22 protein-coding genes are annotated in these 24914 nt (G+C 50.6%); 10 read left to right on the top strand and 12 right to left on the bottom strand.

The genetic code is table 11. The annotated features are described in order from the left end of the window. Window positions 1-48: 48 nt before the first annotated feature. Window positions 49-1365 (top strand): VpsR-related response regulator, encoded by a 1317-nt coding sequence (locus NF212_RS11725; RefSeq protein WP_434355809.1) that lies wholly within the window; start codon window positions 49-51, stop codon window positions 1363-1365. A gap of 14 nt (window positions 1366-1379) precedes the next feature. Here the strand turns inward: NF212_RS11725 and NF212_RS11720 are convergent, their stop codons facing one another. Both NF212_RS11720 and NF212_RS11715 read right to left on the bottom strand, forming a co-directional pair. Continuing rightward, window positions 1380-2240: an ion transporter gene (locus NF212_RS11720; protein ID WP_434355807.1), complete on the bottom strand. Its 861-nt coding sequence runs from the start codon at window positions 2238-2240 to the stop codon at window positions 1380-1382. Between the two features lie 108 nt (window positions 2241-2348). Beyond that, window positions 2349-2987, bottom strand: coding sequence for a YchE family NAAT transporter (locus NF212_RS11715; RefSeq protein ID WP_434355805.1), 639 nt, complete (start codon window positions 2985-2987; stop codon window positions 2349-2351). A gap of 582 nt (window positions 2988-3569) precedes the next feature. Between NF212_RS11715 and adhE the strand changes: the two genes are divergently transcribed. Continuing rightward, window positions 3570-6269: a bifunctional acetaldehyde-CoA/alcohol dehydrogenase gene (adhE, locus tag NF212_RS11710; protein WP_434355803.1), complete on the top strand. Its 2700-nt coding sequence runs from the start codon at window positions 3570-3572 to the stop codon at window positions 6267-6269. Between the two features lie 165 nt (window positions 6270-6434). Here the strand turns inward: adhE and NF212_RS11705 are convergent, their stop codons facing one another. The 10 genes from NF212_RS11705 to NF212_RS11660 form a co-directional block, all read right to left on the bottom strand. Beyond that, window positions 6435-7115: an SDR family NAD(P)-dependent oxidoreductase gene (locus tag NF212_RS11705; RefSeq protein WP_434355801.1), complete on the bottom strand. Its 681-nt coding sequence runs from the start codon at window positions 7113-7115 to the stop codon at window positions 6435-6437. 287 nt (window positions 7116-7402) lie between these two features. After that, on the bottom strand, window positions 7403-7912 hold the full coding sequence (locus NF212_RS11700; RefSeq protein ID WP_434355799.1) for a VC2046/SO_2500 family protein: 510 nt from the start codon (window positions 7910-7912) through the stop codon (window positions 7403-7405). Window positions 7913-8062: 150 nt separating this feature from the next. Further along, on the bottom strand, window positions 8063-9217 hold the full coding sequence (locus NF212_RS11695) for a MalY/PatB family protein (RefSeq protein WP_434355797.1): 1155 nt from the start codon (window positions 9215-9217) through the stop codon (window positions 8063-8065). A gap of 121 nt (window positions 9218-9338) precedes the next feature. Further along, window positions 9339-10316: an alpha-L-glutamate ligase-like protein gene (locus tag NF212_RS11690; protein WP_434355795.1), complete on the bottom strand. Its 978-nt coding sequence runs from the start codon at window positions 10314-10316 to the stop codon at window positions 9339-9341. 4 nt (window positions 10317-10320) lie between these two features. Beyond that, complete coding sequence (locus NF212_RS11685; RefSeq protein ID WP_434355793.1) at window positions 10321-11826, bottom strand: inactive transglutaminase family protein; 1506 nt, start codon at window positions 11824-11826, stop codon at window positions 10321-10323. After that, window positions 11823-12638 carry an ATP-dependent zinc protease family protein gene (locus NF212_RS11680; RefSeq protein ID WP_434355791.1) on the bottom strand — a complete coding sequence of 272 codons (816 nt, stop codon included), beginning with the start codon at window positions 12636-12638 and terminating at the stop codon, window positions 11823-11825. The genes NF212_RS11685 and NF212_RS11680 overlap by 4 nt, the downstream gene beginning before the upstream one ends. A gap of 163 nt (window positions 12639-12801) precedes the next feature. Continuing rightward, a complete protein-coding gene (cmoB, locus tag NF212_RS11675) occupies window positions 12802-13773 on the bottom strand; it encodes a tRNA 5-methoxyuridine(34)/uridine 5-oxyacetic acid(34) synthase CmoB (protein ID WP_434355789.1) in 972 nt (323 codons plus the stop codon). 20 nt (window positions 13774-13793) lie between these two features. After that, the gene (gene cmoA, locus NF212_RS11670) at window positions 13794-14522 is read right to left on the bottom strand and encodes a carboxy-S-adenosyl-L-methionine synthase CmoA (protein ID WP_434355787.1); all 729 of its coding nucleotides are present in this window, start codon (window positions 14520-14522) and stop codon (window positions 13794-13796) included. A 319-nt stretch (window positions 14523-14841) separates the two neighbouring features. After that, window positions 14842-15084 (bottom strand): YdcH family protein, encoded by a 243-nt coding sequence (locus tag NF212_RS11665; RefSeq protein WP_434355785.1) that lies wholly within the window; start codon window positions 15082-15084, stop codon window positions 14842-14844. Window positions 15085-15278: 194 nt separating this feature from the next. Beyond that, window positions 15279-16130 carry a DUF72 domain-containing protein gene (locus NF212_RS11660; RefSeq protein ID WP_434360874.1) on the bottom strand — a complete coding sequence of 284 codons (852 nt, stop codon included), beginning with the start codon at window positions 16128-16130 and terminating at the stop codon, window positions 15279-15281. A gap of 388 nt (window positions 16131-16518) precedes the next feature. Here NF212_RS11660 and aspS point away from each other — a divergent pair, with 388 nt between their 5' ends. The 8 genes from aspS (at window position 16519) to cydX (ending at window position 24914) form a co-directional block, all read left to right on the top strand. Further along, a complete protein-coding gene (gene aspS, locus NF212_RS11655; RefSeq protein WP_434355783.1) occupies window positions 16519-18297 on the top strand; it encodes an aspartate--tRNA ligase in 1779 nt (592 codons plus the stop codon). A 104-nt stretch (window positions 18298-18401) separates the two neighbouring features. Then, the gene (locus tag NF212_RS11650) at window positions 18402-19145 is read left to right on the top strand and encodes a YebC/PmpR family DNA-binding transcriptional regulator (RefSeq protein ID WP_434355781.1); all 744 of its coding nucleotides are present in this window, start codon (window positions 18402-18404) and stop codon (window positions 19143-19145) included. Between the two features lie 3 nt (window positions 19146-19148). Further along, on the top strand, window positions 19149-19670 hold the full coding sequence (ruvC, locus tag NF212_RS11645) for a crossover junction endodeoxyribonuclease RuvC (RefSeq protein ID WP_434355779.1): 522 nt from the start codon (window positions 19149-19151) through the stop codon (window positions 19668-19670). A 158-nt stretch (window positions 19671-19828) separates the two neighbouring features. Beyond that, a complete protein-coding gene (gene ruvA / locus NF212_RS11640; protein ID WP_054674765.1) occupies window positions 19829-20452 on the top strand; it encodes a Holliday junction branch migration protein RuvA in 624 nt (207 codons plus the stop codon). Window positions 20453-20465: 13 nt separating this feature from the next. Next, on the top strand, window positions 20466-21473 hold the full coding sequence (ruvB, locus tag NF212_RS11635) for a Holliday junction branch migration DNA helicase RuvB (protein WP_434355777.1): 1008 nt from the start codon (window positions 20466-20468) through the stop codon (window positions 21471-21473). A 582-nt stretch (window positions 21474-22055) separates the two neighbouring features. Beyond that, window positions 22056-23642, top strand: coding sequence for a cytochrome ubiquinol oxidase subunit I (gene cydA, locus NF212_RS11630; protein WP_434355775.1), 1587 nt, complete (start codon window positions 22056-22058; stop codon window positions 23640-23642). 12 nt (window positions 23643-23654) lie between these two features. Further along, window positions 23655-24791 (top strand): cytochrome d ubiquinol oxidase subunit II, encoded by a 1137-nt coding sequence (gene cydB, locus NF212_RS11625; protein ID WP_434355773.1) that lies wholly within the window; start codon window positions 23655-23657, stop codon window positions 24789-24791. Window positions 24792-24806: 15 nt separating this feature from the next. Beyond that, window positions 24807-24914, top strand: coding sequence for a cytochrome bd-I oxidase subunit CydX (cydX, locus tag NF212_RS11620; protein WP_082392301.1), 108 nt, complete (start codon window positions 24807-24809; stop codon window positions 24912-24914).

Here is a 24914-nt window from a genome sequence, read left to right as displayed (position 1 = left end):
CTCGCTGAATTGAGCCTTCAATTTTAAAAATTTGATGGTTGGGACTGTATGGCGAACATGGGAGACAGCAATCAGGTTCGGCCGACTCTTCTTCTGATTGGATGTGAATATGAGAAGTGGGTTGCCGAACTTGAAAAACAGGGTGTTAATATTCTCAGCTGCTACACACTGGAAGACGCAGATGGCCTTATCCGTAACAAAATTGGAAATCGGTGTGCGGTCGTTATTGTCGAATTTGGCCTTTACTCTTTTTCATTGTCCTCTTTACGGCGACTCACCTTAAGCCGCCCCAACTTGCGATGGATATCCATGTTGGACGGCAGCAGTATACGGCATGCCTCAATGCGGGAATTCCTGTTCAACAACTGTGTGGATTACTACACCAAGCCCGTACCTGTTGAGCGGTTAGTGGGCTCAGTTAACCACCAGTTCGGAATCCAGGCTCTCTGTCCTGTCAGGCAAAGTGTGAATGCAGAGCAATGCTGGGGTATGGAGGGAAACTCTGTAGTTATTCAGCAATTGAAATCACAAATCTCCTCTACATCAATGACCAATGACGTAGTATTGCTGTCCGGAGATGACGCGTTATTCAAGTTACATGTTGCGCGGGAAATTCACCGGAAATCTGACCAGAGAAATGGTGAGTTCACCCACCTCTGGTATGACGGCAGCAGCCGCTATGAGATACCGGAAGCCACAAGTCAGGAGGACGAAAACAGCCAAGAGTTTCATGGGCAGGGCCACCATCTAACCGGGACGCTATACGTCAGCCACCTTGAAAATGTAAGCCTGAAAGCCCTTTTTTGTTGGATCCACCACATCCGAACCTCAAAGGACTCTATTTATTCCCATTCTCGTCTGATTGTCGGGACAGAAGCCAGGGAGGCACATCAGGCTTTTGTTTCTGCTACACGGGAAATGCAGCTCTCCAGCGAGCAACTGATTGAACTAATCATGCCCAATTTCAACCAGCGTCTGGACGATATTCCTCATCTCACGCAAACGTTGGTCAGGGCAATCTCCAAGGAAGCGGCAATGCCCTGCCCGGACGTTGCACCTGAAGTGATTGATGCTCTGGTACATAAGTCCTGGCCTGGGGAAATGCAGGAGTTTTACAACGTGGTGAAAAGAGCAGTATTTTTTTGCCAAAATAGCCGGATGACGTTGAAAGATCTGGCATTGCCAACGGAACGGCCTGAAAGAATGACCCTTAAAGAGGCAAAGGAGCAGGCGGAACGCCAGGTATTGGTAAGAACGTTGGGAGAAACCCGGGGCGATGTCAGCCAGGCTTCAGAAATTCTGGATGTCTCCCAAGCTACCCTTTACCGGCTGCTGCTCAAACATGGGATAGCCCAGCGCCGGTAAAGAGGTGTTTGATGTCACTCTTCCGCTGTTACCCGGCTGTCAGGGTCAGCCAGTTCGCTTCCGCAGTGCTTGCAGTAAAGCGCGTCCGGTTCGTGTCCGGAACGGGAACAGTTTGGGCACTTCACCAATTGGCGGTGTGTAGACATTTCCCTGCCGATTTCTGCAGTGATGATTCCTGTCGGTACTGCCAGTATGGAATAACCTAGCAGCATAGTAAGAGACGCAATGGTTTTGCCAAGGTAGGTATGGGGCACGAGGTCGCCATACCCAACCGTAGTGATTGTCACAATGGCCCAATAGATGCTGATTGGAATACTGGTAAAACCGTGTTCAGGGCCTTCGATGACAAACATGAGGGAACCAAACACTGTGACTAAAATGGCGACGGTAGAAAAGAATATAAAAATCTTCCGGCCAGACATCATCAGCGATCTGAGCAGCATGTTGGAATCCTGGAGGAACCGCACCAGTTTCAGGATCCGGAAAATACGCATAACGCGCAGCAGCCTAATGACAATCAGGGTGTTGGCACCCGGAACCAACAGAGAAATATAAGAGGGCAGTATGGCCACAAGGTCAACGACGCCGTAAAAGCTTCGGGCGTATGCAGTTGGACGGGGAGAGCAATATAGTCTTGTGATGTATTCGAGTGTAAACAGGCCGGTAAGCATCCATTCCAGCACATCAAAAATGGTACCGAAACGTGCTTCCAGAGAGCTTACTGATTCCAGAACAACGACTATCAGCGATAGCAGGATCAATCCAATCAGACCGATATCAAACGCTTTCCCGGCAGGCGTGTGTGTGCCGAAAATAATTGTATAGAGGGATTCCTGCAAAGGAGAGCGTTCCCGTTTTTTCCTTTCTTTATGCATTATTTTTTGCCCGGGGTGAGACTGTTGCTAAAAAGAGAAGGATAACGAAGGGATAAAAGATAGGCCAGCATGAGGTGCTGGCCTGTTTAATTTAGTTTAGTGAATGAGTTATGCCAGGCCTGGGAACAGGGCTCTGATACCGTTGGCGATAAACTCCACACCCAAGGCACCCAGGATGAGGCCCATGATACGGGTAATTACGTTGATACCTGTCTGGCCCAGCAATTTCACGATTGCCGGGGCTGCCCGGAACAACAGCCAGATACCAAAGGCAAATGCACAGATGGTGGCAATGAGGCCGAGGGTATCCATTGAGCTTGGGTAGCGGGAAGAGTAAACAATCGTAGAGCTGATGGCACCTGGGCCAGCCAACAGAGGCATTGCCAACGGGACAACACCAATCTGTTCACGGCTGACAGATTCCGATTGTTCCTGTTTGTTCTGCTTATCTTCGCCCAGCTTGCCGCTCATCATTGAAAAGGCAATGCTCATCAGCAGCAAACCACCTGCAACCCGGAATGAATCCAGGGAGATACTGAACGCATCTAACAGAAACTGGCCCGCAAGCAGCGAGATTACGAGGATAATCGCCACAGCAATAGTCGCTGTAGAGGCAATCTTGTTTCGTTCATCAGACGGCAGATGGGCAGTCAGTGACACGAAAACCGGCATGATACCCACGGGGTTGACCGCAGCGAACATGCCGATGAAAAACTGAAAGAAAATAACAACTTCTATTTGGTTCATTTTCAGAATGTCAGAAAAGGGTGGTTACGAGTATGTGTGTGTCACCAGAGTGGAGCCGGACCCTGGCAATGTAGATAAATAAATGCTTTCCGTCCAACAAATAAAACTGTGCCGTTTTCACAAGGAAAACTAATCTGTGAGCAAATTGTCATCGACCTGTCAGTCAGATTTTCACTTTTTGCTGTAAATCCGTGATCTGCATACTTTCATAATTTGTCATAAACGTGATTTAGATCTCATATATTGCGTTTTGATATGCATTCTTGTGTTTATCTCTCGTTCTTGGATTGAAACACCAACACAACGTGTTACATTTCGAGGCGCATAAGGAGTTTACGGCGGAAAAATTTCGCTGCTATGCTTGGTTTTCAGTACAAAAATGGCGTTTTGTGCTCTAAATAAGCAAAGTCATACGGACATGATCTAGGTCAACTTTCTTTGGTTATGAAAATTTATAATCAGTTTTGAAAGTTATTTACTAAATGTATGTGATAAAGGATTGAGCCAGCGCCGTATCAGACATCTGCTGGCATGTGTTTACTAAATAGTTTTCACATTTTTAAGTATCTTTAGGAGAGCATTATGGCCGTAAGAAACGTTGAAGAACTCAATGCGCTCGTTGCACGTGTTAAAGCTGCACAGCGTGAGTTTGCAACATACTCTCAGGAGCAGGTAGACAAGATTTTCCGCGCTGCATCCCTGGCCGCTAACAATGCACGTATTCCACTGGCCCAGCTTGCAGTTGAAGAGTCTGGCATGGGTATCGTGGAAGACAAGGTAATCAAAAACCACTTCGCGTCAGAATTCATCTACAACAAATACAAAGATGAAAAGACCTGCGGCATTCTGGAAGAGAATGACGAGTTCGGCACCATCACTATCGCTGAACCTGTTGGTATCATCTGCGGTATCGTTCCAACCACCAACCCAACTTCAACTGCAATCTTCAAGTCACTGATTTCCCTGAAAACCCGTAACGGTATCATCTTCTCTCCACACCCACGTGCGAAGAACTCTACCAATGCGGCAGCGAAACTGGTTCTGGATGCAGCAGTAGCAGCCGGTGCTCCAAAAGACATCATTGGCTGGATCGACCAACCATCTGTAGAGCTGTCTAACGCGCTGATGAAGCACGAAGACCTGAACCTGATTCTGGCAACAGGTGGCCCAGGCATGGTTAAAGCAGCTTACTCTTCTGGTAAGCCAGCAATCGGCGTTGGTGCGGGTAACGTACCTGTAGTTATCGACGAAACTGCAGATGTTAAGCGTGCTGTAGCTTCTGTACTGATGTCTAAGACTTTCGATAACGGTGTAGTGTGTGCTTCTGAGCAGGCAGTCATCGTTATGGATGAAGTATACGACGAAGTGAAAGAGCGCTTTGCTTCTCACAAAGGTTATGTCCTGTCCAAGGCAGAAGCTGACAAAGTACGTAAAGTACTGCTGATTAACGGTGCCCTGAACGCAGACATCGTAGGCCAGCCAGCGGTTAAGATTGCTGAACTTGCCGGTGTGAAAGTACCAGCAGACACCAAGGTTCTGATTGGTGAAGGTCTGGAAGTGACCGCTGAAGACGAATTCGCTCACGAAAAACTGTCTCCAACACTGGGTATGTTCCGTGCGACTTCTTTCGAAAACGCTGTTGAGCAAGCGGTACGCATGGTTGAAATCGGTGGTATTGGCCACACTTCTGGTCTGTACACCAACCAGGACGTAAACGCTGATCGCATCAAGTACTTCGGTGACAAACTGAAGACCGCTCGTATTCTTGTGAACATCCCAACCACTCACGGTGGTATCGGTGACCTGTACAACTTCAACGTTGCACCATCACTGACTCTGGGTTGTGGTTCTTGGGGTGGTAACTCTATCTCTGAGAACGTAGGTCCTAAGCACCTGATCAACAAGAAAACTGTAGCGAAGCGAGCTGAAAACATGCTGTGGCACAAACTACCTAAGTCTATCTACTTCCGTCGTGGCAGCCTGCCAATTGCACTGGGCGACCTGGAAGGTAAGAAGCGTGCATTCCTGGTAACAGACCGCTTCCTGTTCAACAACGGCTACGCAGACGATGTTGTTGCACTGCTGAAAGCACAGGGTATGGAAGTACAGACTTTCTTCGAAGTTGAAGCTGACCCAACACTGTCTGTTGTAGAGAAGGGCGCAGAAGCAATGAAGAGCTTCCAGCCAGACGTTATCCTGGCTCTGGGCGGTGGTTCTCCAATGGACGCAGCTAAGATCATGTGGGTAATGTACGAGCACCCAGAAACTCACTTCGAAGAACTGGCAATGCGCTTTATGGACATCCGTAAGCGTATCTACAAGTTCCCTAAGATGGGTCAGAAAGCTGAGCTGGTATGCATCACTACCACTTCTGGTACTGGTTCAGAAGTAACGCCATTTGCCGTTGTTACTGACGACAAGACTGGTGCTAAGTACCCACTGGCTGACTACGAACTGACTCCAAACATGGCTATCGTAGACGCCAACCTGGTGATGAACATGCCTAAGTCGCTGACTGCCTTTGGTGGTTACGATGCGGTAACTCACGCTCTGGAAGCTTACGTATCTGTACTGGCGAACGAATACTCTGACGGTCAGGCTCTGCAAGCTCTGAAGATGCTGAAAGAATACCTGCCATCAAGCTATGCGAACGGTGCAAACGACCCAATCGCCCGTGAGAAAGTGCACAATGCTGCAACCATCGCTGGTGTAGCCTTTGCGAACGCTTTCCTGGGTGTATGTCACTCAATGGCGCACAAGATTGGTGCTGAGTTCCACCTGCCACACGGCCTGGCAAACGCACTGCTGATTTCTAACGTGGTTCGTTACAACGCTAACGACAACCCAACCAAGCAGACTGCATTCTCTCAGTACGACCGTCCACAGGCACGCCGTCGTTATGCTGAAGTAGCAGACCACCTGGGTCTGTCTCAAGCCGGTGACCGCACTGCTCAGAAGATCGAGCGTCTGCTGGCATGGCTGGACGAGCTGAAGGTTGATCTGGATATCCCAATGTCTATCCAGGCAGCTGGTGTACCAGAATCAGACTTCCTGGCAAAAGTTGATGCCCTGTCTGTAGAAGCGTTTGATGACCAGTGTACTGGTGCGAACCCACGCTACCCACTGATTTCTGAACTGAAAGACGTGCTGGTTGCTTCTTACTACGGCAAGCCATTCATCGAAGGCGAATCTTTCGAAGGCACTACTGTTATCAAGAAGTCAGTAGACCGTAAGCCAGAAGCTGATGCCAAAGCGAAGAAAAAAGAAGCTGCTACTGCTTAATGTAGAAAGCTGAATGAAAAGAGCCCGCTTAATGCGGGCTCTTTTGTATTTGTAGTTACGAGTTTTTAAGATGTGAGTGGCGAGAAAAAAACAAAAACTTGTATTGTAGTTATGCTCTCGTTTGTCACCTCTCACTTCAAAAATCTCGCTGCTGTTTGGCGTTAGTCAGTCACTTTCCGCTTCCAGCAACCTGCCTGTAAACGAATCATTTTCGACGATATATTCCGCACCCTGGCTAATTTCATAATCCATAGCGCTGCTTAACAGCTCTTTCGGCGAATGCCACAAGCGGCGTGCCGGCATAACTGCTCCGACCCGGATAGAGGCCGGGGAGAGCTCTTCTGCCCATCGCTGGGTAAAGCTTTGTAACAGTGCGCAGGCATTTTCCAGATCCCAGGCACTGGCAGTGCTCCTGTCTGCTGCCAGGTTGACAATGACCCCTTTTCTGCCGGAATCGCGCATAGTGATGGCAGCTTGGCGGCTGAACCGGTAGGGAATAACCATGGTGTCTGCAAGTGCGTGGTAGCAGTCATCACTGTTAGCTGACTCGAGAAGGCCGGGAACCGTATCCATTTGCCAGAGATTGAACAGCACATCAATGGTGCCGAAATAGTGTTTTACCGTTTCAAAAAGCAAATCAATCTGGGCAGAACTGATGTCTTCCATTGTCAGGGCAAAACATTGCACCCCGTTGTGACGGCAGGCTTCATGAAGGAGTTGTAGTTCGCTGTTGTTTCGATCAACAAGGATCAATTTGGCACCCATAGCCGAAAAGTGACGGGCAAGCGTACTGCCGGTGGGGCTGGTTGCTGCGGTGATCATGATGACAGAGTCAGCGATCTTCATTTTCTTTTCTCTCAATGACCTGGGTGTTTCCGGCTATTAGTATCTGTCAGGCAGATTCCGGTATATATGAGCGTTGTTACATTGTTGGTTTTTTGCTCGATTCACGATTGATAAATTTGATCTCAACCGGATCTTGTCTGTGACTTTTCCGAATGCGGTCACAAATTTAATTGCGGCAGACAGCGAAGTGCTACAGGCTGGGTGATCGGTATCTAAAAGGGAATTCTTTGGTTTTGAAAGACAATAAATGGAGTCAGTGCGCTGGGAACTACAGTTGAACTTGGCAATCAACAACGCAGAGATAGCTGATCGTTACGGCTGGCGTGGATAAGTGAAGCATAGAGGAGGTCGGGGTTTCTCCCTGTACTTTCCGGTTGCTCCGCTCGCAGTTTCCTGCGCAGGTGCCCGTCAAAGTTATGGTAAACCTCTTCAGGGAAACCGCATGTATCCAGCGGAGCTGTGTGCATGGCTACCGGGTTGAGACCCTGTTGCAATTTGGCACTCTGGATACCGCCGTCGTGGAATTGTTTAACTTGCAGGGCCGCGATACTGAAATCGCGTTCTTCACCGGTAAGACGCTGTGGTTCAGAGAGTTCGAAACGGCGTCGAAGTGCTGTATCTGAGTTATCCACCTCTGGCATTTCTGACAGCGGTGTACTTTCAGTCATATCACCGGAGAGCATCGCCAGCATAAAGGCAAAGTCGGCACGGCGTCCCTGAACCACAGCCGAGCTCAGTTTGTTGCCAAACTGTACGTCGGTTATCAAATGTGCGGTATCAAGGGAATGGACTTGCATGTTGGTTCCTGTTTTTGCCTATGACAAGGCTATCGGCGGCCAGATCACAATCTTTAGCTCAAATAACAGGCAGTTGATGCACAAAGTGAAAAAAAAGTACCCGTGCTCAGACGGGTACTTTGGAGAGAATAAAATTTTCAGCTGAAAGGGTCAGAGGGTCTCTACAGCTACCCTGATCCGTCTTAGTGCTTCTGTCAGCAACTCCCTCGTACAGCCGAAATTGAGGCGAACGAAGTTAGGGTTGCCAAAGTCCGAACCGGGAGACATCCCTACGCCGGCTTTTTCAAAGAAGGTAAACGGGTTCTCAACTGGCAGGGCACTGGCATCAATCCATGCAAGATACGTAGCTTCAATATGTTGCAGCTCCAAACCCGGGATGGTGGCAATTTCCTTCTCAATCAGGTCACGGTTGGCGCGGAGGTAGTCAAGCTGGGCATCCAGCCAAGGCTGACCGTGCTGGTAGGCCGCTGTTGCCGCTGTGTAAGCCAATACGTTGAGACTTGGCACAATACCCTGGCGGGTACGTACAAACTTACGGCGCAGATCCGGATCCGGAATGATTGCAATTGACGCACCCAGGCCGGCGATATTGAACGTTTTGCTCGGGGCAATCAGGGTAACGGAGCGTTTCTGGGCACTTTCGTTCAGGCTGGCGAACGGAATGTGCACGGCATCTTCATCAAGCAGAAGATCACAGTGAATCTCATCAGAGCATACATAAAGGTCATGTTTCTCTGCAAAGGCCAGTACGTCTTCCAATTCCTCTCGACGGTATACGGTTCCGCCAGGGTTGTGAGGGTTACAGAACATCAACAGTTTGGTGTTCTTTGGAACCAGGTTGTTTGCCCGCTCGAGGTCGATAAGCCAGCGGCCTTCTTTCAACGTAACCGGGACCTTGCAGATCTCGCGCTCGGCCAGTTTGATTGAAGAAACAAATGGCGGATAGATAGGGCACGGTGTCATTGCCGCTTCTTTGGTATTTGTCAGTGCGCGAACGGTTAAGTTGAGGCCACATACCAAACCTGGGAGGTAAACAATCCAATCCGGTTCGATTTTCCAGTCATAACGCTCAGCAAGGCGGGAAACAATAGTGTCAGTCAGGGCATCCGGCGCGTGGCCGTAACCAAGCACACCGTGGTCAATGCGCTGGTGCAGTGCATCAAGCACCTCGGGTGGTGAGCGAAAATCCGTATCTGCCACCCACATTGGCAGAATATCTGTGTCCTTGTACTTGTCCCATTTGTCACAATCTGTATTTCGGCGGTCAACGTGTTGGTCGAAATCGTATGGGTTATTTTCTGCCATTGGTGCGATACATCCCTATGTCTAGACGTCTAAATCTTTCGTTAGATTAAGGGATTTTCGGCTGGTGGGGAAGAAGAGAAAACGTCCCGTGTGATACCGGGACGTTATGAATTATTTCAGTTTAATGTTGTTCTGCATTTCCGAAGTGGCGGGATGAGAATTTCACACGGTCTTCCGGTGACATACCGGCAGCTGTGTCGCCCATGCGCTCGATAAATCGCAAACGTGGTAAAAGGCCGCAGCCATTGGCTATCTGGATAGCCAGGCCGGGACGGGCGTTAAGCTCGAGTACCATTGGACCCTTTGCTTTGTCGAGTACCATGTCGGTCCCGATGTAACCCAGGCCGGTCATTTCCCAGGCACTGGCGGCGAGGGTCAACAACTTGTTCCAGTGCGGTACCTGAAGTTCATTCAGTTCCCTGCCTGTGTCCGGGTGTTTTTCTACCGGGCGGTTGAACTGTACGGCACGGACGGCACGTCCGGTGGCGAGATCGATACCAACACCGACAGCTCCCTGGTGGAGGTTGGCTTTCCCGTCTGATGCGGAAGTGGACAGGCGCATCATCGCCATCACCGGGTAGCCCTTGAAGACAATCACCCGGATATCCGGCACACCTTCATAACTGAATCCGTCAAACACATCGTCAAACTGAATCAGGTTTTCAACAACGGCGACGTCGTTTTTACCGCCCAGTGAAAAAAGGCCTGCCAGTGTATTGGTCAGGTGCCGCTCTACATCTTCAAGGCCGATTTCCGCGCCGGAAGGCTTGCGGTAAACGCCATTGCCGTGGGAGGTAATGACCAGGATACCCTTACCGCCGGAACCCCTGGCTGGTTTAATGACAAAGCCCGGCCAGTTGGCGACCATCTCATGGATGGAAGGGACATCAGCCTGGTTGTGGATCACCCCGATAAGTTCAGGAACAGTTGCACCGGCTTGTTGGGCAATCAGCTTGGTTTTCAGTTTGTCGTCCACCAGCGGAAACAGGCGGCGGCTGTTATAGCGGCCAATATAGCTGATGTTGCGCTGGTTCATCCCCATGATCCCGGCGCGGTGAAGCGCCAGGGGTGAAGCAAACTTTTTCAGGAAGCCGAGCATGGGCTTACTCCTTCACCAGCGGTTTGAAGCGCTTGAGTTCGCTCAGGCGATAGCCTGTGTAGTTACCCAGCAGCAGGATTAGCGCCAGGATCACCAGCTGAATACCGATAAAGTTGAAGGTGATATGACGTACCACTTCGTTGGTCATGGCAAGGTAGACCAGCACTGCTGTGAGAAGAGACCCACCCCCTTGAACCAGTACTTGCTTGGCGCCTTCCTCTTCCCAAAGGATCGACATTCGCTCGATAGTCCATGACAGGATAATCATCGGGAAGAAGGTGATAGTCAGGCCTTCCACCAGACCGATTTTGTAAGCGATGACGGTGAAGACGGCGATAATCATGATAACCGTGATAATGACCGCGGATATTCGTGCCACCAGCAGCAGATTCAGCCTTGAAAGGTAACTTCGTATGATAAGACCGGTTCCCACGATGAGCAGGAAGCCGACAATACCGGTCAGCAACTGGGTCTGGACGAAAGCCACTGCAATCAGCACCGGCATAAAGGTACCGGAGGTTTTCAGGCCGACAATAATTCGCAGGAACACAACGACCAGCGCACCAATCGGGATCAGCATGATGGTTTTGAACATTGCCTGTTCTTCAATCGGCAGGCTGTGAATCGAGAAGTTCAGCAGGTTGTCGACTTTGACTTTTTGCATGGTTGCCTGCTGAGGTGTGATGTCCTGGGCAATCACTGAGAAGGTCACGTTTGAGTTTTCGCCACCGACAACGTCCAGCAGGGATGTGCCGTCCTGGTCCCAAATCAGCAGGTTGTTGTGATGGCCAAGGCGGCCTGAATCCGGATCAAACAGTTGCCATTCTGTGCCATTCCAGACTTCAATCATCGGGACGATATTCTGGCGGCGGCGGCCGTCTTCCAGCCATAACCCACCTACAACCCGGGCATGGACATTGTCCTGGGAAAGCAGCGCAACAATGGCTTCCGGCTTGTTCAGGACATTCAGCAGCAGGGCAGCATTCTGGTTGTCGGTATCGTTAAATTGTTTGATCAGCTCGCGGGTCAGGGTCATGTCGTCAGCGGAGCGCTCACGGGCTTGAGCCAGCAGGGCTTCCGCTGCGGTTTTTGCCGGCCCGTCCAGAAGGATTGGGGTCACCGGGCCTGTTGGTGCTGCCTCGGTGTACTTGGCCTGGTCATCTACCAGCATCTGGTTTTTGAAATACAGAAGTTGTGGCCCTGTAGCCTTGCGTACAGACCACTCGGCACGCTTACCCTGGTCGGTTTCCACAATAGCAACACCGTAACCCGGCGAAGAGCTGTTTTCGTTAATCAGCGTGAAGCCGTGCTGTGTCTGGGGGATCGCCATGGACACTTTAACCGGTTCACCAATTGCCTGGAATTCAACCCGGGCTTCAATCTCCCATAGCTGGCGTTCCTGTCCCGGTGTCCAGGGCACACCATATTCGGCGTGACGGAACCAACTCATAGTGACGCCTACGATCACCAGGAGGGAGACAAGGATATAAAACGGTACGCGGGATCTCATGAGTTCACCTTGTCCTGCTTTTTAACGTCGGCCTGTTTAGGGGCAGTTGTGGTGGCGGCCTCTGCAGTTTTGTCTTGATGCCTGTCGTGGGTGTATTCCTTACTGACATCGACTACTGCGATGTCTTTGAAGAACTCACGGCCAAGCAGGACAGGGAAATCCATTTGTGAACGGTCGGTGAGGGTGAACTGTGCTTTTTCGTGGAGGTTGCCCACGCGAACCCAAAGCTCGACGACCGGACGACGTACCGCTTCATCAAGTGATGACTGACGGATACGTACCCAACGTGCAACCGGGGCTTCAACTGAAAGCTGCTGTTCCTTGGCTTCGTTTTCATCATGAGCCAGGCTGAAACGCACCCACTTTTTGCCGTCGCGTTCAAATTCCTGCAGGTCAACAGCATTGAGGGATGACGTTGCTGCGCCAGTATCTACACGGGCACGGAAGTTGGATTTCACTTTGTCGATCCAAACCCATTCCTGCTGGCCGAGAATGGCTTTGTTTCCGTGAACGGGCATCGGAACCAGGCGCTCTTTTACGATGGTTCGGGTTTCAGCAGCGGTCGGGATTTTAGCGTGATCCTGGCGCATTTTTTCCAGGTTTTGGGAGAGGGATGAGAGGCGGAACTCAAGTTGCGTAATTTGTTGTTTTTGTTGTTGCAGAGAGTCTTCCAACTGGACAACTCGGGTATTAATACTGGTGTCCAGTTTCTCAATAGCGGCCAGTGTCTGCTGATGCTGTTCACTGGTAGTCAGGCTGCAGCCTGACAGGGAAACCGCAACGGCAATGGGCAAAATGTGACGGAAAGACATCAAAGGCTCCGGTGCGTCTCTTTGTAAATTGTATGTTAAATTTCAGGCGTTAAAGCAACTGAAAAATAAAGAAATTTTGCTGGGCGTTTTAAGCAGGCGGGCATTTTATATTGAAACAAAGGGCGCTTAAAGCGCCCGATGTCATGATTAGGTCAATATTGAATCAGTCAGGATTGACGGCGATCAAAACAGCGCGTTTTGGTGCGGGATATCCCTCAGCGGTTTTTGTGGGATCGTTTGGATCAAGAAAATCAGAAAGCGATTCGTTGGTCATCCATTCAGTAGAGCGTTGTTCTTCAACCGTTGTGTAACCTTCATCGACGATGCGTACATCTTCAAAACCGACATTCTCCAGCCACACTTTCAGGGCAGCAGAAGATGGGAAAAAGTAAACATTTCTCATTTGGGCGTAGCGGCCAACCGGCACCAGTACCGTATTTTCATCACCATCCACGACAAGGGTTTCCAGCACCAGTTCACCCCCTTTGCGCAGTTGACTCTTTAACTGGGTCAAATGATCAAGTGGGGACTTGCGGTGATACAGCACACCCATGCTGAAAACGGTGTCAAAGGCCTTCAGTTCCGGCAGTTTTTCAATACCTGAGGGAATGAAATGGATGTTGTCATTTCCGCCCATCAGGGTTTTTACTGCATGGAACTGGCAGAGGAAAAGGGGAACAGGGTCGATACCCACGACAAACTTTGCCCCTTCACCCAGCATGCGCCACATGTGGTAGCCGCTGCCACAGCCTACATCCAACACATAGCGATCTTTCAGTGGTGAAATGTGTGGAAGGACGCGATCCCATTTCCAGTCGGAGCGCCATTCTGTATCGACATGGGTGCCATGGATAAAATACGGGCCTTTACGCCAGGGGCAGAGGAATTTCAGCAGGGAGGCAATCTTGGATTCCATACCCGGCTCGAGCGGCTCTGACGCTTTAATGGTAACGCTGTCTTTGATATCGACATCGACCGGAAGGTCAGTTGGCATCTTGCGCACAGCCTTCAGCCATTTGTTCATGTCACCGTGTGGCAGGGTATTCCATTCTGCAAGCTGGGCAGGCAGGACATTCAGCCATGAAGACAGGCGGTTTTTGGCAATGATTTGATAGAAAGTTGAAAAATCGAACATGTTACGGATTACACCCTGTCTTACTTAATGGCAAACATAGAACCGAAGTTAAAACACTGGAACCACTTTTCAACGCTGGTAAAACCGAGGTCACGAAGGCGTTGGCGGTGTTCTTCAATGCTGTCCGGACGCATCACGTTTTCCAGCGCACTGCGCTTTTGGCTGATTTCCAGCTCGCTGTAACCGTTAGCTCGCTTGAAGTCGTGGTGGAGATCAATCAGCAGTTCGTTGGCACGTTCGTCGGTAAAGGTATATTTCTCTGACAGGATCAGGATGCCACCGGGTACAAGGCCTTCATATATACGCTCAAGCAGGGTCTGGCGGTCAACCGGCGGCAGAAACTGCAGGGTGAAGTTTAATACCACAACCGACGCATTTTCGATGGCGATGTCGCGGATATCCGCTTCGAGAACTTCCACGTCGGTATCACTTTTGTAAGCGTGAACCATCAGGTTGCAGCGCTCCACCATGGCCGGTGAGTTGTCTACAGAAATGATTTTGCAGCCTTCAGCTTCAATATTACGGCGCATGGAAAGCGTGGATGCACCCAGGGAGCAACCCAAATCGTAGAGCTGGGTGTGAGGTTTGGCAAAGCGTTTGGCCAGCATACCAATGGCGGAAACAATGTTGCTGTAACCGGGTACGGAGCGCTGGATCATATCCGGAAAAACTTCCGCTACATTAGCGTCAAATGTAAAGTCGCCCAGTTTCTCAATGGGGGCGGCGAAAATGTTATCACGGTTAGCCATGCGGCGAGGCCTCTAGTTCATCTGGGCGGGGAGCCACCATCGTCTGTGGCTGTCCTGCATCAATATCAGTTTACCGGGCTGTCCATTACCCCGAAAAGCCGCGTATTGTAGAAAAAATGAGGGGGTTTGTCTCTTACCCTTTTATTGGCAGTACAAGATGAAGTGAGGGAAAGGCAAGGTACCTGAATACAAAGAAATGACGTTACCTCAGCGAAGGCGTGCACCAGCGACTTCATGATTTTGTCTCGGTTGGTGAGATCGTTCGACAAAACAACCACACTGAATTAGCGCCTTCGCGAGAATGACAATCTTTTTTGCGTTACGCGCCGTTTTTCAAACGCTCATGTATTGCATCTTTAAGTTGGGCTCGTCGGAGGCGGAGTTCGTTAAAATGCTGGTCGTCGGTGGGGATGTTGGCACTTTCCAGACCGCGGATTTTATGGTCCAGCTTGTGGTATTCCTTTGCCTGTTCCTGAAAATCTGTATCAGATTCCTTTAGTGCCAGGATCTTGTCCTTGTACTCTGGGAATTCATAAACCAGTGCGTGGTTTTCACCTTGCATAGCGACTCCTGATTTATCCGTGTTTGATGGGAGGATAGTTGTCTTGACGCCAAAACGCGCCACCTTTAAGCATAGCTGACTCGCTTTTTATGCATTGTCTCTGCGTTGAGTAATCCTAAAGGTTTCTCGCTTGATTCAGGCACATGACATGCAAGTACGGACCGGTATTTCCAGCGGTTACAATATCCAAGCGGTTACAATAGGGAAAACTGTGGGCTGTTATCTGCCGGACGTAAATCTCCCAGCTTCGGAAGTCCCAGCTTATCCGATACCTTTTTGTAAAGCCTTTCTGCGAGCTCCGGTGCTAAGTCGTTATCAGGAGTGTGAATCATCAGATAAGGTGTTTTGCCCTCAGCCAACCAGGCCGGGATTTTGGCAAGCCAGGGCTCAAAGAATGCATCATTTGCTTCGATGTCTGGATGCCCGATGAAACGGACCATCGGCGAGTTGGATGTCGCAATGGCATGAACCGGAACCTTGGGCTTTTTCTGCTGGGCATCAATGACAGCTGCCGTATTGGGCTCTGCAGAAAAAACCGGCCTGCTGTCCATAATGATCCGGTCGGATTGGGTTTCGATAAGCAGCCGGTTAAGCGCACGCTCAGCTTCTCCTTTGGCAAAAAATGCCGGATGCCTGACTTCCACACCTGCGTGGCAATGTTCAGGCAAAGCGCGGATGAACTGCGCCAGTGAGCCCAGGGACTCCGGGCCAAAAGTAGAAGGAAGTTGGATTTTCCACAGCGCCGTTTTTTCATGCAGGGGTTTTAACAGGTGAATGAACTCGCTGACAACATCCCGGCAGTTTGACAGCTGGAAGTCGTGGGTTATCTGGCGCGGGAATTTGAAGGTAAAACGAAAATGGTCAGGTGTTGCCTGGTGCCAACGTTGTACGGTTTCCGGTGATGGGCTGGCATAGAAAGTGGTATTTCCCTCGACGGTGTTGAACACCTCTGCATAGCGTGCGAGCCGGTCCCCGGACGGGCATCCTTTGGGGTAGAATTTCCGCTGCCAGGCATTATGTGACCATTGGGTAAGCCCGAGCCGAATTAGTGGGTTCTGAGAATTGGCAAGCCGGTTTTCGTTTGCAGGAAAATGCTCTGAGGAAGAGGTGGTCACGTTACCATCCTGTTAAACACAATGGCACCCAAGATACCGTTTTATCAGGGAGAATGACAATCCACTGGTAAAGCGCAGGACGCGTGATTAGGATACTTGAGTCAGTATGGTGCTTATTTGGCCGGAAATCACCCGGATGGTTTACCAACCCCGTCGGTTTTCCTTTATAATGCCCCATCTTTTGCGAGCAAATGAATAGAAGGCAGTGGATGTACCTGTCCGTTGCCCAGGAAAGGCTGTCCAGCCTTTCTTTCCAGACAGTTTAGTGAGGACGCGCCCTTGGCGCACTCAGGATAAGTAATAAGAGCGGGAATTGGTTATGCGCACCCATTATTGTGGTCACCTGAATCCGTCCCTGGCGGGACAAACTGTAGAACTTTGTGGCTGGGTTAATCGTCGTCGTGATCTCGGCGGCCTGATCTTCATCGACATGCGTGACCGTGAAGGTATCGTGCAGGTTGTTGTTGACCCGGATATGAAGGATATCTTTGAGGTGGCTAACCAGCTGCGTAACGAATTCTGCATCCGTATCACCGGTGAAGTTCGTGAGCGTCCTGAAAGCCAGATTAACAAAGATATGGCAACCGGTGCGGTTGAAGTACTGGCTACCGGCCTGGAAATCATCAACCGTGCCCAGCCTCTGCCACTGGACTTCAACCAGAACAATACTGAAGAACTACGTCTGAAGTACCGTTACCTGGACCTGCGTCGCCCTGAAATGGCGGAGCGCATGAAACTGCGTGCCCGTGCGACCAGCTTTGTTCGCCGTTACCTCGACAACAATGGCTTCCTGGATATCGAAACACCGGTACTGACCAAGGCTACCCCAGAAGGTGCCCGTGACTACCTGGTACCAAGCCGTGTTCACAAAGGCAGCTTCTATGCTCTGCCTCAGTCGCCACAGCTGTTCAAGCAGCTGCTGATGATGTCCGGTTTTGACCGCTACTACCAGATCGTTAAGTGTTTCCGTGACGAAGACCTGCGTGCAGACCGTCAGCCTGAATTCACTCAGATCGATATCGAAACCTCATTCCTGACAGCTGATCAGGTACGTGCGATCACCGAAAAAATGATCCGCGAAATGTGGCAGGAACTGCTGAACGTTGACCTGGGCAACTTCCCTGTTATGCCTTATTCAGAAGCGATGCGCCGCTTCGGTTCAGACAAGCCGGACCTGCGTAACCCGCTGGAACTGGTAGATGTTGCTGATCTTCTGAAAGACGTTGAGTTCAAGGTATTCTCTGGCCCGGCTAATGATGCCAAAGGCCGTGTCGCTGTTATCCGTGTACCGGGTGGTGCAGAGCTTTCTCGTAAGCAAATTGACGACTACACCAAGTTCGTTGGTATCTACGGTGCCAAGGGTCTGGCATGGATGAAGGTTAATGACCGCGCAGCAGGCATGGAAGGTATCCAGTCTCCGGTTGCCAAATTCCTGAATGAAGATGTTATCAACGGCATCCTGGATCGTACCGGTGCTGAAAGCGGTGACATCATCCTGTTCGGTGCTGACCGTGGCAATGTTGTGACTGAAGCGATGGGCGCACTGCGTCTGAAGCTGGGTACTGACATGGGCCTGACTGACACCAGCAAGTGGGCACCGTTGTGGGTAGTTGACTTCCCAATGTTTGAGGAAGACGACGAAGGTAACCTGCATGCAATGCACCACCCATTCACTTCACCACTGGGCGTGAATGCAGAAGAGCTGAAAGCTAACCCGGCTGCAGCAAACTCTAACGCTTACGACATGGTTCTGAACGGTTACGAAGTGGGTGGCGGTTCTGTTCGTATCCACAACCAGGAAATGCAGGCGGCAGTGTTCGATATTCTGGGTATCTCCGCTGAAGAGCAGCAGCTGAAGTTCGGCTTCCTGCTGGATGCCCTGAAGTACGGCACCCCACCACATGCAGGCCTGGCGTTCGGTATGGACCGTCTGGTTATGCTGCTGAGCGGCACCGATAACATCCGTGACGTTATCGCCTTCCCTAAGACAACCGCAGCAGCGTGTCTGATGACAGATGCACCAAGTATCGCCAACGAAGCGGCACTGGAAGAACTGGCGATTGCCGTGAAGGCCGCCAAACCTGCAGACGCAGAGTAAGATTCCTTTCTAAATTGGTAAGCAGGCGAAAGCCTGCTTACTCTTTTCTGAGGAATGGGAAATAACGTTCCCGTTCTGGTTCCAACCAAATAACGGAGTAGATAATGGCAGGTCATAGTAAATGGGCCAACATCAAACACCGTAAAGCGGCCCAGGATGCCAAGCGCGGTAAGATTTTTACCAAACTGATCCGTGAGCTGGTGGTCGCAGCCAAAACAGGTGGCCCGGAAGCCGAAACCAACCCACGCCTGCGTGCCGCAGTGGACAAGGCGTTGTCAAATAATATGACCCGCGACACCATCAACCGTGCAATCCAGCGTGGTGCAGGTGGCGAGGGCGATGAAAACATGGAAACCGTCATCTATGAAGGTTACGGTCCCGGCGGTACAGCGGTGATGGTTGAATGCCTGACCGACAACCGCAACCGCACAGTCAGTGGTGTTCGCCATGCGTTCTCAAAAGCCGGTGGCAACCTGGGAACCGATGGTTCTGTCGGCTATCTTTTCGAGAAGAAAGGCGTGATTTCTTACGCAGAAGGTCTGGATGAAGACACTGTGATGGAAGCGGCGTTGGAAGCCGGTGCCGATGATGTTGAAACCAATGATGATGGCAGCATTGATGTCTATACCACACCGTCTGATTTCGGCGCGGTGAAAGATGCGCTGGATAGCGCGGGACTTGAGTCAGTCAACGCAGAGGTAACACTGGTTCCGTCAACCCAGGCTGAGCTGGATATTGATACCGCACCGAAACTGCTTCGCTTAATCGATGCTCTGGAAGATTTGGATGATGTTCAGGAGGTATACCACAACGGTGATATCTCTGACGACGTGGCGGCGCAGCTTTAACGAATGAGCGTAATTTTAGGTATCGACCCCGGTTCGCGCATTACCGGTTATGGCGTGATTCGCCAGAATGGACGCCATCTTGAATACCTCGGCAGTGGCTGTATCCGCACATCGTGTGAAGACCTGCCAAGTCGCCTGAAACAGGTGTATGCCGGGGTCAGCGAAATCATTACCCAGTTCCAGCCGGATGCCTTTGCCATTGAACAGGTCTTTATGGCCCGCAATGCTGATTCCGCCCTGAAACTGGGTCAGGCACGAGGCAGTGCCATTGTCGCTGCTGTAAATGCCGACCTTCCTGTTTACGAATACGCCGCCAGATTGATTAAACAGGCGGTAGTAGGCAAGGGCAGCGCAGACAAAACACAGGTACAGCACATGGTTGTCAGCATGCTCAAGCTCTCTGCGACCCCGCAGGCAGATGCCGCTGATGGCCTGGCGGTAGCGATATGCCATGCCCACACCAATAACACGCTGGTGGCGATGGCCGGGCAGGCGAGAAGTGCCCGGCGCGGTCGTTACCGCTAACGCAATATTCTCGATAATTCGATAAAAAGAGGCACTGAAACCAGCCCGGGTTCTGTGCCTTTGTTCTCTTTTCTCCCATGCGTTTCTGCTTAGATCTGGATATTTATCCAGTTGTTCATTATCCTAAGCCCAACAGAAGAAATTATGGGAAAACCATTGTGATTGGCCGCCTCCACGGAACCCTTATCGAAAAACAACCACCTCTTGTCCTGATTGACGTCCACGGTGTTGGCTACGAAGTCAGCATGCCGATGAGCTGTATCTACGAACTGCCGGAAACCGGTCAGGAAGCGATTGTTTACACTCATATGGTGGTACGTGAAGATGCCCAGTTGCTCTATGGCTTCAATACACAGACAGAGCGAGCGCTGTTCCGTGAGGTCATTAAAGCCAATGGCGTTGGCCCCAAGCTTGGCCTGACCATTCTTTCCGGTATGACCGCGACTCAGTTTGTTGACTGCGTGGAGCGTGAAGACATTTCCACCTTGGTGAAGCTGCCGGGTGTGGGTAAGAAAACAGCAGAGCGCCTTGTCATTGAAATGCGTGACCGCCTGAAAGGCTGGGGTGGCTATGATCTGCTTACTCCGCATGCAGATGCAGCTAACCGCCCTCAGGGCGAGGCAGCACCGGTTGTTACCAGCGACCCGGTTGAAGAAGCCGTCAGCGCGCTGGTGGCACTGGGCTACAAACAGGCGCAGGCTGAAAAAGCGGTTAAAGCGGTCGCCAAGCCGGATATGCGCAGTGAAATGCTTATCCGTGATGCCCTGCGCTCCATGGTATAGGAACTGATCCAACATGATTGAAGCTGATCGCCTCATTTCTGCCGCCCAGACAACCCGGGAAGAGGATGTTATCGATCGTGCCATCCGCCCGAAAATGCTCCAGGACTATCAGGGCCAGGATCATGTGCGTGAGCAGATGGAGATCTTTATTAAAGCAGCCCAGTTGCGCAATGAGGCGCTGGATCACCTGCTGATCTTCGGTCCTCCGGGCCTGGGTAAAACCACGCTTGCGAATATCGTAGCCAATGAGATGGATGTAAATATCCGTACCACCTCGGGCCCTGTATTGGAAAAAGCCGGTGACCTGGCGGCGTTACTGACCAACCTCGAACCTAATGATGTGCTCTTTATCGATGAAATCCATCGTCTGAGTCCGGTGGTGGAAGAGGTGCTGTACCCGGCAATGGAAGACTACCAGCTGGATATCATGATTGGCGAAGGCCCGGCTGCACGCTCCATTAAAATAGACTTGCCGCCTTTTACACTGGTCGGTGCGACGACCCGCGCCGGTTCGCTGACGTCTCCGCTTCGCGACCGCTTTGGGATTACCCAGCGTCTTGAGTACTACAAAATTGAAGATCTGCAGCATATCGTCATGCGCAGTGCCCGTTGCCTGAACCTATCAATGGAAGAAGAAGGTGCAATGGAAATTGCTCGTCGTGCGCGGGGTACGCCTCGTATAGCTAACCGCCTGTTGCGTCGTGTTCGTGACTATGCGGAAGTGAAAGCAGAAGGTCATATCTGCCCGGTTATCGCAGCCAAAGCCCTGGATATGCTGGATGTAGACAATTGCGGTTTTGACTATATGGACCGTAAACTCTTGATGGCAATCATTGACAAGTTTATGGGGGGCCCGGTTGGTCTGGATAACCTTGCGGCGGCAATCGGCGAAGAAAAAGAAACCATCGAGGATGTGCTGGAGCCTTACCTTATCCAGCAGGGATTCTTGCAACGTACTCCCCGAGGGCGTATTGCAACCCAACGTGCTTATCTGCATTTTGGATTTGATATCGAAAAGTAAATCTGCAGCCCCGACTCTATACATGGAAAGGCAGACCGTTAAGCGGGCTGCCTTTTTTTGATCTGTTCAGCCGCTTCTGCCACAGCGATTTCAGCTAACCGATTAACAAGCAATAAAAAAGAACAAAATGGTATGTGTATGACGGGCTGACGATATTAAAAAAGCCACTTTCCAATGCATACTCGGCTGTCTTATGACCGTGGGGGATTTACAAACTTTTACATAATACGGGCGAAATATGCGTGCCACATGAGCGTTTTGGTTAAAACTTACTCAGTGAAATTGATGGGAATCAACAAAATGTCCATGTGCAGGTATACAGTCGCTTAAATTTGATGCAAGTCAAAGCACGTTGGAACAAAACCGTTTGAAGGGGACGGTTAATAACATTAATATTAGTTCCAGCTATATTAGAATAAACTTAACAAAAACACAACCAATAGCAAACAGAAATGCAACAAAGGTCTCATTGTTCTTAACGCATTCCTGTGGGTTTTTGAGTTCGTTTTTTATAGAAGCCTTGTGAGTATTCGATCGTCCCAAGGGCATCGACGTCAGTCAGCCTGACGAATAGGAGTTTACATGTTTGATGATATCGTTGATCTATCGCGGTTGCAGTTTGCGCTGACTGCGATGTATCACTTTTTGTTTGTACCCCTGACGCTGGGTATGGCCTTCCTGCTTGCCATCATGGAATCACTCTATGTGATGACAGACAAGCAGATTTACAAGGACATGACCAAGTTCTGGGGTAAGTTGTTTGGTATTAACTTTGCACTCGGTGTAGCAACCGGTCTGACCATGGAGTTCCAGTTCGGTACCAACTGGTCTTACTATTCACACTACGTGGGTGACATCTTCGGTGCCCCTCTCGCCATTGAAGGCCTGATGGCATTCTTCCTTGAATCCACTTTTGTTGGCCTCTTCTTCTTTGGTTGGGATCGTCTGAGCAAGCGTCAGCACCTGGCAACCACCTGGCTGGTTGCTCTGGGCTCAAACTTCTCCGCGCTTTGGATTCTGATTGCAAACGGCTGGATGCAAAACCCGGTTGGTGCAGAATTCAACTTCGAAAGTATGCGCATGGAAATGGTGAGCTTTGCTGACGTTATCTTTAACCCGGTTGCTCAGGTTAAGTTCGTTCACACCGTTTCTTCCGGTTACACCACAGGTGCCATGTTCATCCTGGGTATCAGCTCATACTACCTGCTGAAAGGCCGTGATATCGCGTTTGCGCGCCGTTCCTTCGCAATTGCAGCATCTTTCGGTATGGCTTCTATCCTGTCTGTCATCATTCTGGGTGATGAATCCGGTTATGAGCTGGGTGATGTGCAGAAGACCAAGCTGGCTGCGATTGAAGCTGAATGGCACACCGAACCGGCACCGGCTGCGTTTACTGTGATTGGCTGGCCAAACCAGGAAACCATGGAAACGGATTACGCCATCAAGATTCCGTATGTAATGGGTATTATCGCAACCCGTTCGCTTGATACGCAGGTAACCGGCCTTCGTGACCTGATTAAAGACCACGAAGTGCGTATCCGTAATGGTATGACCGCGTACGGTATCCTGGAAAAACTACGTTCAGGCGACAAGTCTCCGGAAAATATCGCTGCGTTTAACGAAGTTAAGAAAGATCTGGGTTACGGTCTGCTGCTGAAGCAGTACACGCCAAACGTTGTTGATGCAACTGAAGCGCAAATCAAGCAGGCTGCGAAGGACTCTATCCCTGAAGTAGCACCGCTGTTCTTCAGCTTCCGCATCATGGTGGGTGTAGGCTTCCTGATGCTGGCCGTGTTTGCCGCCGCATTCTGGCAGACCTGCCGTCAGCGTATTACTGAAAAACGTTGGGTGCTTAAAGCCGCACTGTACTCAATCCCTCTGCCTTGGATCGCGATCGAAGCCGGTTGGTTTGTTGCGGAATACGGCCGTCAGCCATGGGCTGTTGGTGAGATTTTGCCGGTACATATGGCTGCATCGAACCTGACTGCCGGTGAAATTATCTTCTCACTGGTTGCTATCTGTTCACTGTACACCGTCTTCCTGATTGCCGAGTTGTACCTGATGTTCAAGTTTGCCCGCAAGGGCCCTAGCAGCCTGAAAACCGGCCGCTACCACTTTGAACAGAAGAACACCCCGGAAGCAGACCTGTCCCGTCAGGTTGAGGCATAAGGAGAACAACAGATGTTTGATTACGAAGTTCTGCGATTTATCTGGTGGGCGCTGATTGGTGTCCTACTTATCGGATTTGCCGTGACCGACGGCTTTGACATGGGTGTAGGTGCACTGATCCCTGTAGTTGGCAAGACTGACAATGAGCGCCGGGTGATGATCAACTCTATCGCCCCTCACTGGGACGGTAACCAGGTTTGGCTGATCACTGCCGGTGGTGCACTGTTTGCAGCCTGGCCGATTGTTTACGCAGTGTCTTTCTCCGGCTTCTATGTTGCCATGATTCTGACACTTGCGGCCTTGTTCTTCCGTCCGGTTGGCTTTGACTACCGTTCAAAGATTGAAGACACCCGCTGGCGTAATGCTTGGGACTGGGGCCTGTTTGTCGGTGGCTTCGTTCCGCCTGTTATCTTTGGTGTGGCATTCGGTAACCTGCTTCAGGGTGTTCCATTCGATATGGACGAATTGCTGCGCGTGACTTACCACGGTAATTTCTTCGGCCTGCTTAACCCGTTCGGCCTGCTGTGTGGCTTTGTCAGCCTGCTGATGATTGTTACCCAAGGCGCTGCATGGTTGCAGATGAAAACTACCGGAGACCTGCACAACCGTGTTCGCGGCGTGGCTCAGTGGTCAGCACTGCTGACAGCGGTTCTGTTCGCAGTAGCAGGTTACGTTGTACAAGGTATGGACGGCTATGTGGTAATGGGTGGCCTGTCTACAGAAGCGGTGACTAACCCAACCGTTAAGCAGGTAGCTATTGAAGCGGGTGCGTGGATGCATAACTTCCAAAAATACCCATTGCTGTGGATTGCTCCGGCTCTGGGTGTATTCATGCCCGCTCTGACTATCCTGGCTTCTCGCTTTGAGAAGGGTGGTTTTGCCTTCCTGACTTCAAGCCTGACCATTGCCGGTATCATCCTGACTGCGGGCTTCTCAATGTTCCCATTCGTGATGCCATCAATTAAAGAACCTAACCACAGTCTGACCCTGTGGGATGCAACGTCCAGTGAACTGACTTTGTCTATCATGACTTACGTTGCGATTGTGTTCGTGCCAATTATCCTGGGTTACACCTCTTGGTGTTACTACAAGATGTTCGGCCGTATCGATGACAAGTTCATCGAAGAAAACAAACATTCACTGTACTAAGGCAAGGAGAAGACTATGTGGTATTTCGCTTGGATTCTTGGCGTACTGCTGGCCTGCGCTTTCGGTATCATCAATGCCCTGTGGCTTGAACATACCGATGCCATGGATAAAGACAGTGAGTAA

This window comes from Parasalinivibrio latis, assembly GCF_036825535.1.
In the GTDB taxonomy this organism is placed as follows: Bacteria; Pseudomonadota; Gammaproteobacteria; order Enterobacterales; family Vibrionaceae; genus Parasalinivibrio; species Parasalinivibrio latis.
This window is presented reverse-complemented; position numbering and strand designations above follow the sequence as displayed.

What these genes read in the sequence shown, in the direction of transcription:
- NF212_RS11725 (WP_434355809.1), top strand. Translation starts at nt 49, where the DNA reads ATGGCGAACATGGGAGACAGCAATCAGGTTCGGCCGACTCTTCTTCTG.
- NF212_RS11720 (WP_434355807.1), bottom strand. Translation starts at nt 2,240, where the DNA reads ATGCATAAAGAAAGGAAAAAACGGGAACGCTCTCCTTTGCAGGAATCC.
- NF212_RS11715 (WP_434355805.1), bottom strand. Translation starts at nt 2,987, where the DNA reads ATGAACCAAATAGAAGTTGTTATTTTCTTTCAGTTTTTCATCGGCATG.
- adhE (WP_434355803.1), top strand. Translation starts at nt 3,570, where the DNA reads ATGGCCGTAAGAAACGTTGAAGAACTCAATGCGCTCGTTGCACGTGTT.
- NF212_RS11705 (WP_434355801.1), bottom strand. Translation starts at nt 7,115, where the DNA reads ATGAAGATCGCTGACTCTGTCATCATGATCACCGCAGCAACCAGCCCC.
- NF212_RS11700 (WP_434355799.1), bottom strand. Translation starts at nt 7,912, where the DNA reads ATGCAAGTCCATTCCCTTGATACCGCACATTTGATAACCGACGTACAG.
- NF212_RS11695 (WP_434355797.1), bottom strand. Translation starts at nt 9,217, where the DNA reads ATGGCAGAAAATAACCCATACGATTTCGACCAACACGTTGACCGCCGA.
- NF212_RS11690 (WP_434355795.1), bottom strand. Translation starts at nt 10,316, where the DNA reads ATGCTCGGCTTCCTGAAAAAGTTTGCTTCACCCCTGGCGCTTCACCGC.
- NF212_RS11685 (WP_434355793.1), bottom strand. Translation starts at nt 11,826, where the DNA reads ATGAGATCCCGCGTACCGTTTTATATCCTTGTCTCCCTCCTGGTGATC.
- NF212_RS11680 (WP_434355791.1), bottom strand. Translation starts at nt 12,638, where the DNA reads ATGTCTTTCCGTCACATTTTGCCCATTGCCGTTGCGGTTTCCCTGTCA.
- cmoB (WP_434355789.1), bottom strand. Translation starts at nt 13,773, where the DNA reads ATGTTCGATTTTTCAACTTTCTATCAAATCATTGCCAAAAACCGCCTG.
- cmoA (WP_434355787.1), bottom strand. Translation starts at nt 14,522, where the DNA reads ATGGCTAACCGTGATAACATTTTCGCCGCCCCCATTGAGAAACTGGGC.
- NF212_RS11665 (WP_434355785.1), bottom strand. Translation starts at nt 15,084, where the DNA reads ATGCAAGGTGAAAACCACGCACTGGTTTATGAATTCCCAGAGTACAAG.
- aspS (WP_434355783.1), top strand. Translation starts at nt 16,519, where the DNA reads ATGCGCACCCATTATTGTGGTCACCTGAATCCGTCCCTGGCGGGACAA.
- NF212_RS11650 (WP_434355781.1), top strand. Translation starts at nt 18,402, where the DNA reads ATGGCAGGTCATAGTAAATGGGCCAACATCAAACACCGTAAAGCGGCC.
- ruvC (WP_434355779.1), top strand. Translation starts at nt 19,149, where the DNA reads ATGAGCGTAATTTTAGGTATCGACCCCGGTTCGCGCATTACCGGTTAT.
- ruvB (WP_434355777.1), top strand. Translation starts at nt 20,466, where the DNA reads ATGATTGAAGCTGATCGCCTCATTTCTGCCGCCCAGACAACCCGGGAA.
- cydA (WP_434355775.1), top strand. Translation starts at nt 22,056, where the DNA reads ATGTTTGATGATATCGTTGATCTATCGCGGTTGCAGTTTGCGCTGACT.
- cydB (WP_434355773.1), top strand. Translation starts at nt 23,655, where the DNA reads ATGTTTGATTACGAAGTTCTGCGATTTATCTGGTGGGCGCTGATTGGT.
- cydX (WP_082392301.1), top strand. Translation starts at nt 24,807, where the DNA reads ATGTGGTATTTCGCTTGGATTCTTGGCGTACTGCTGGCCTGCGCTTTC.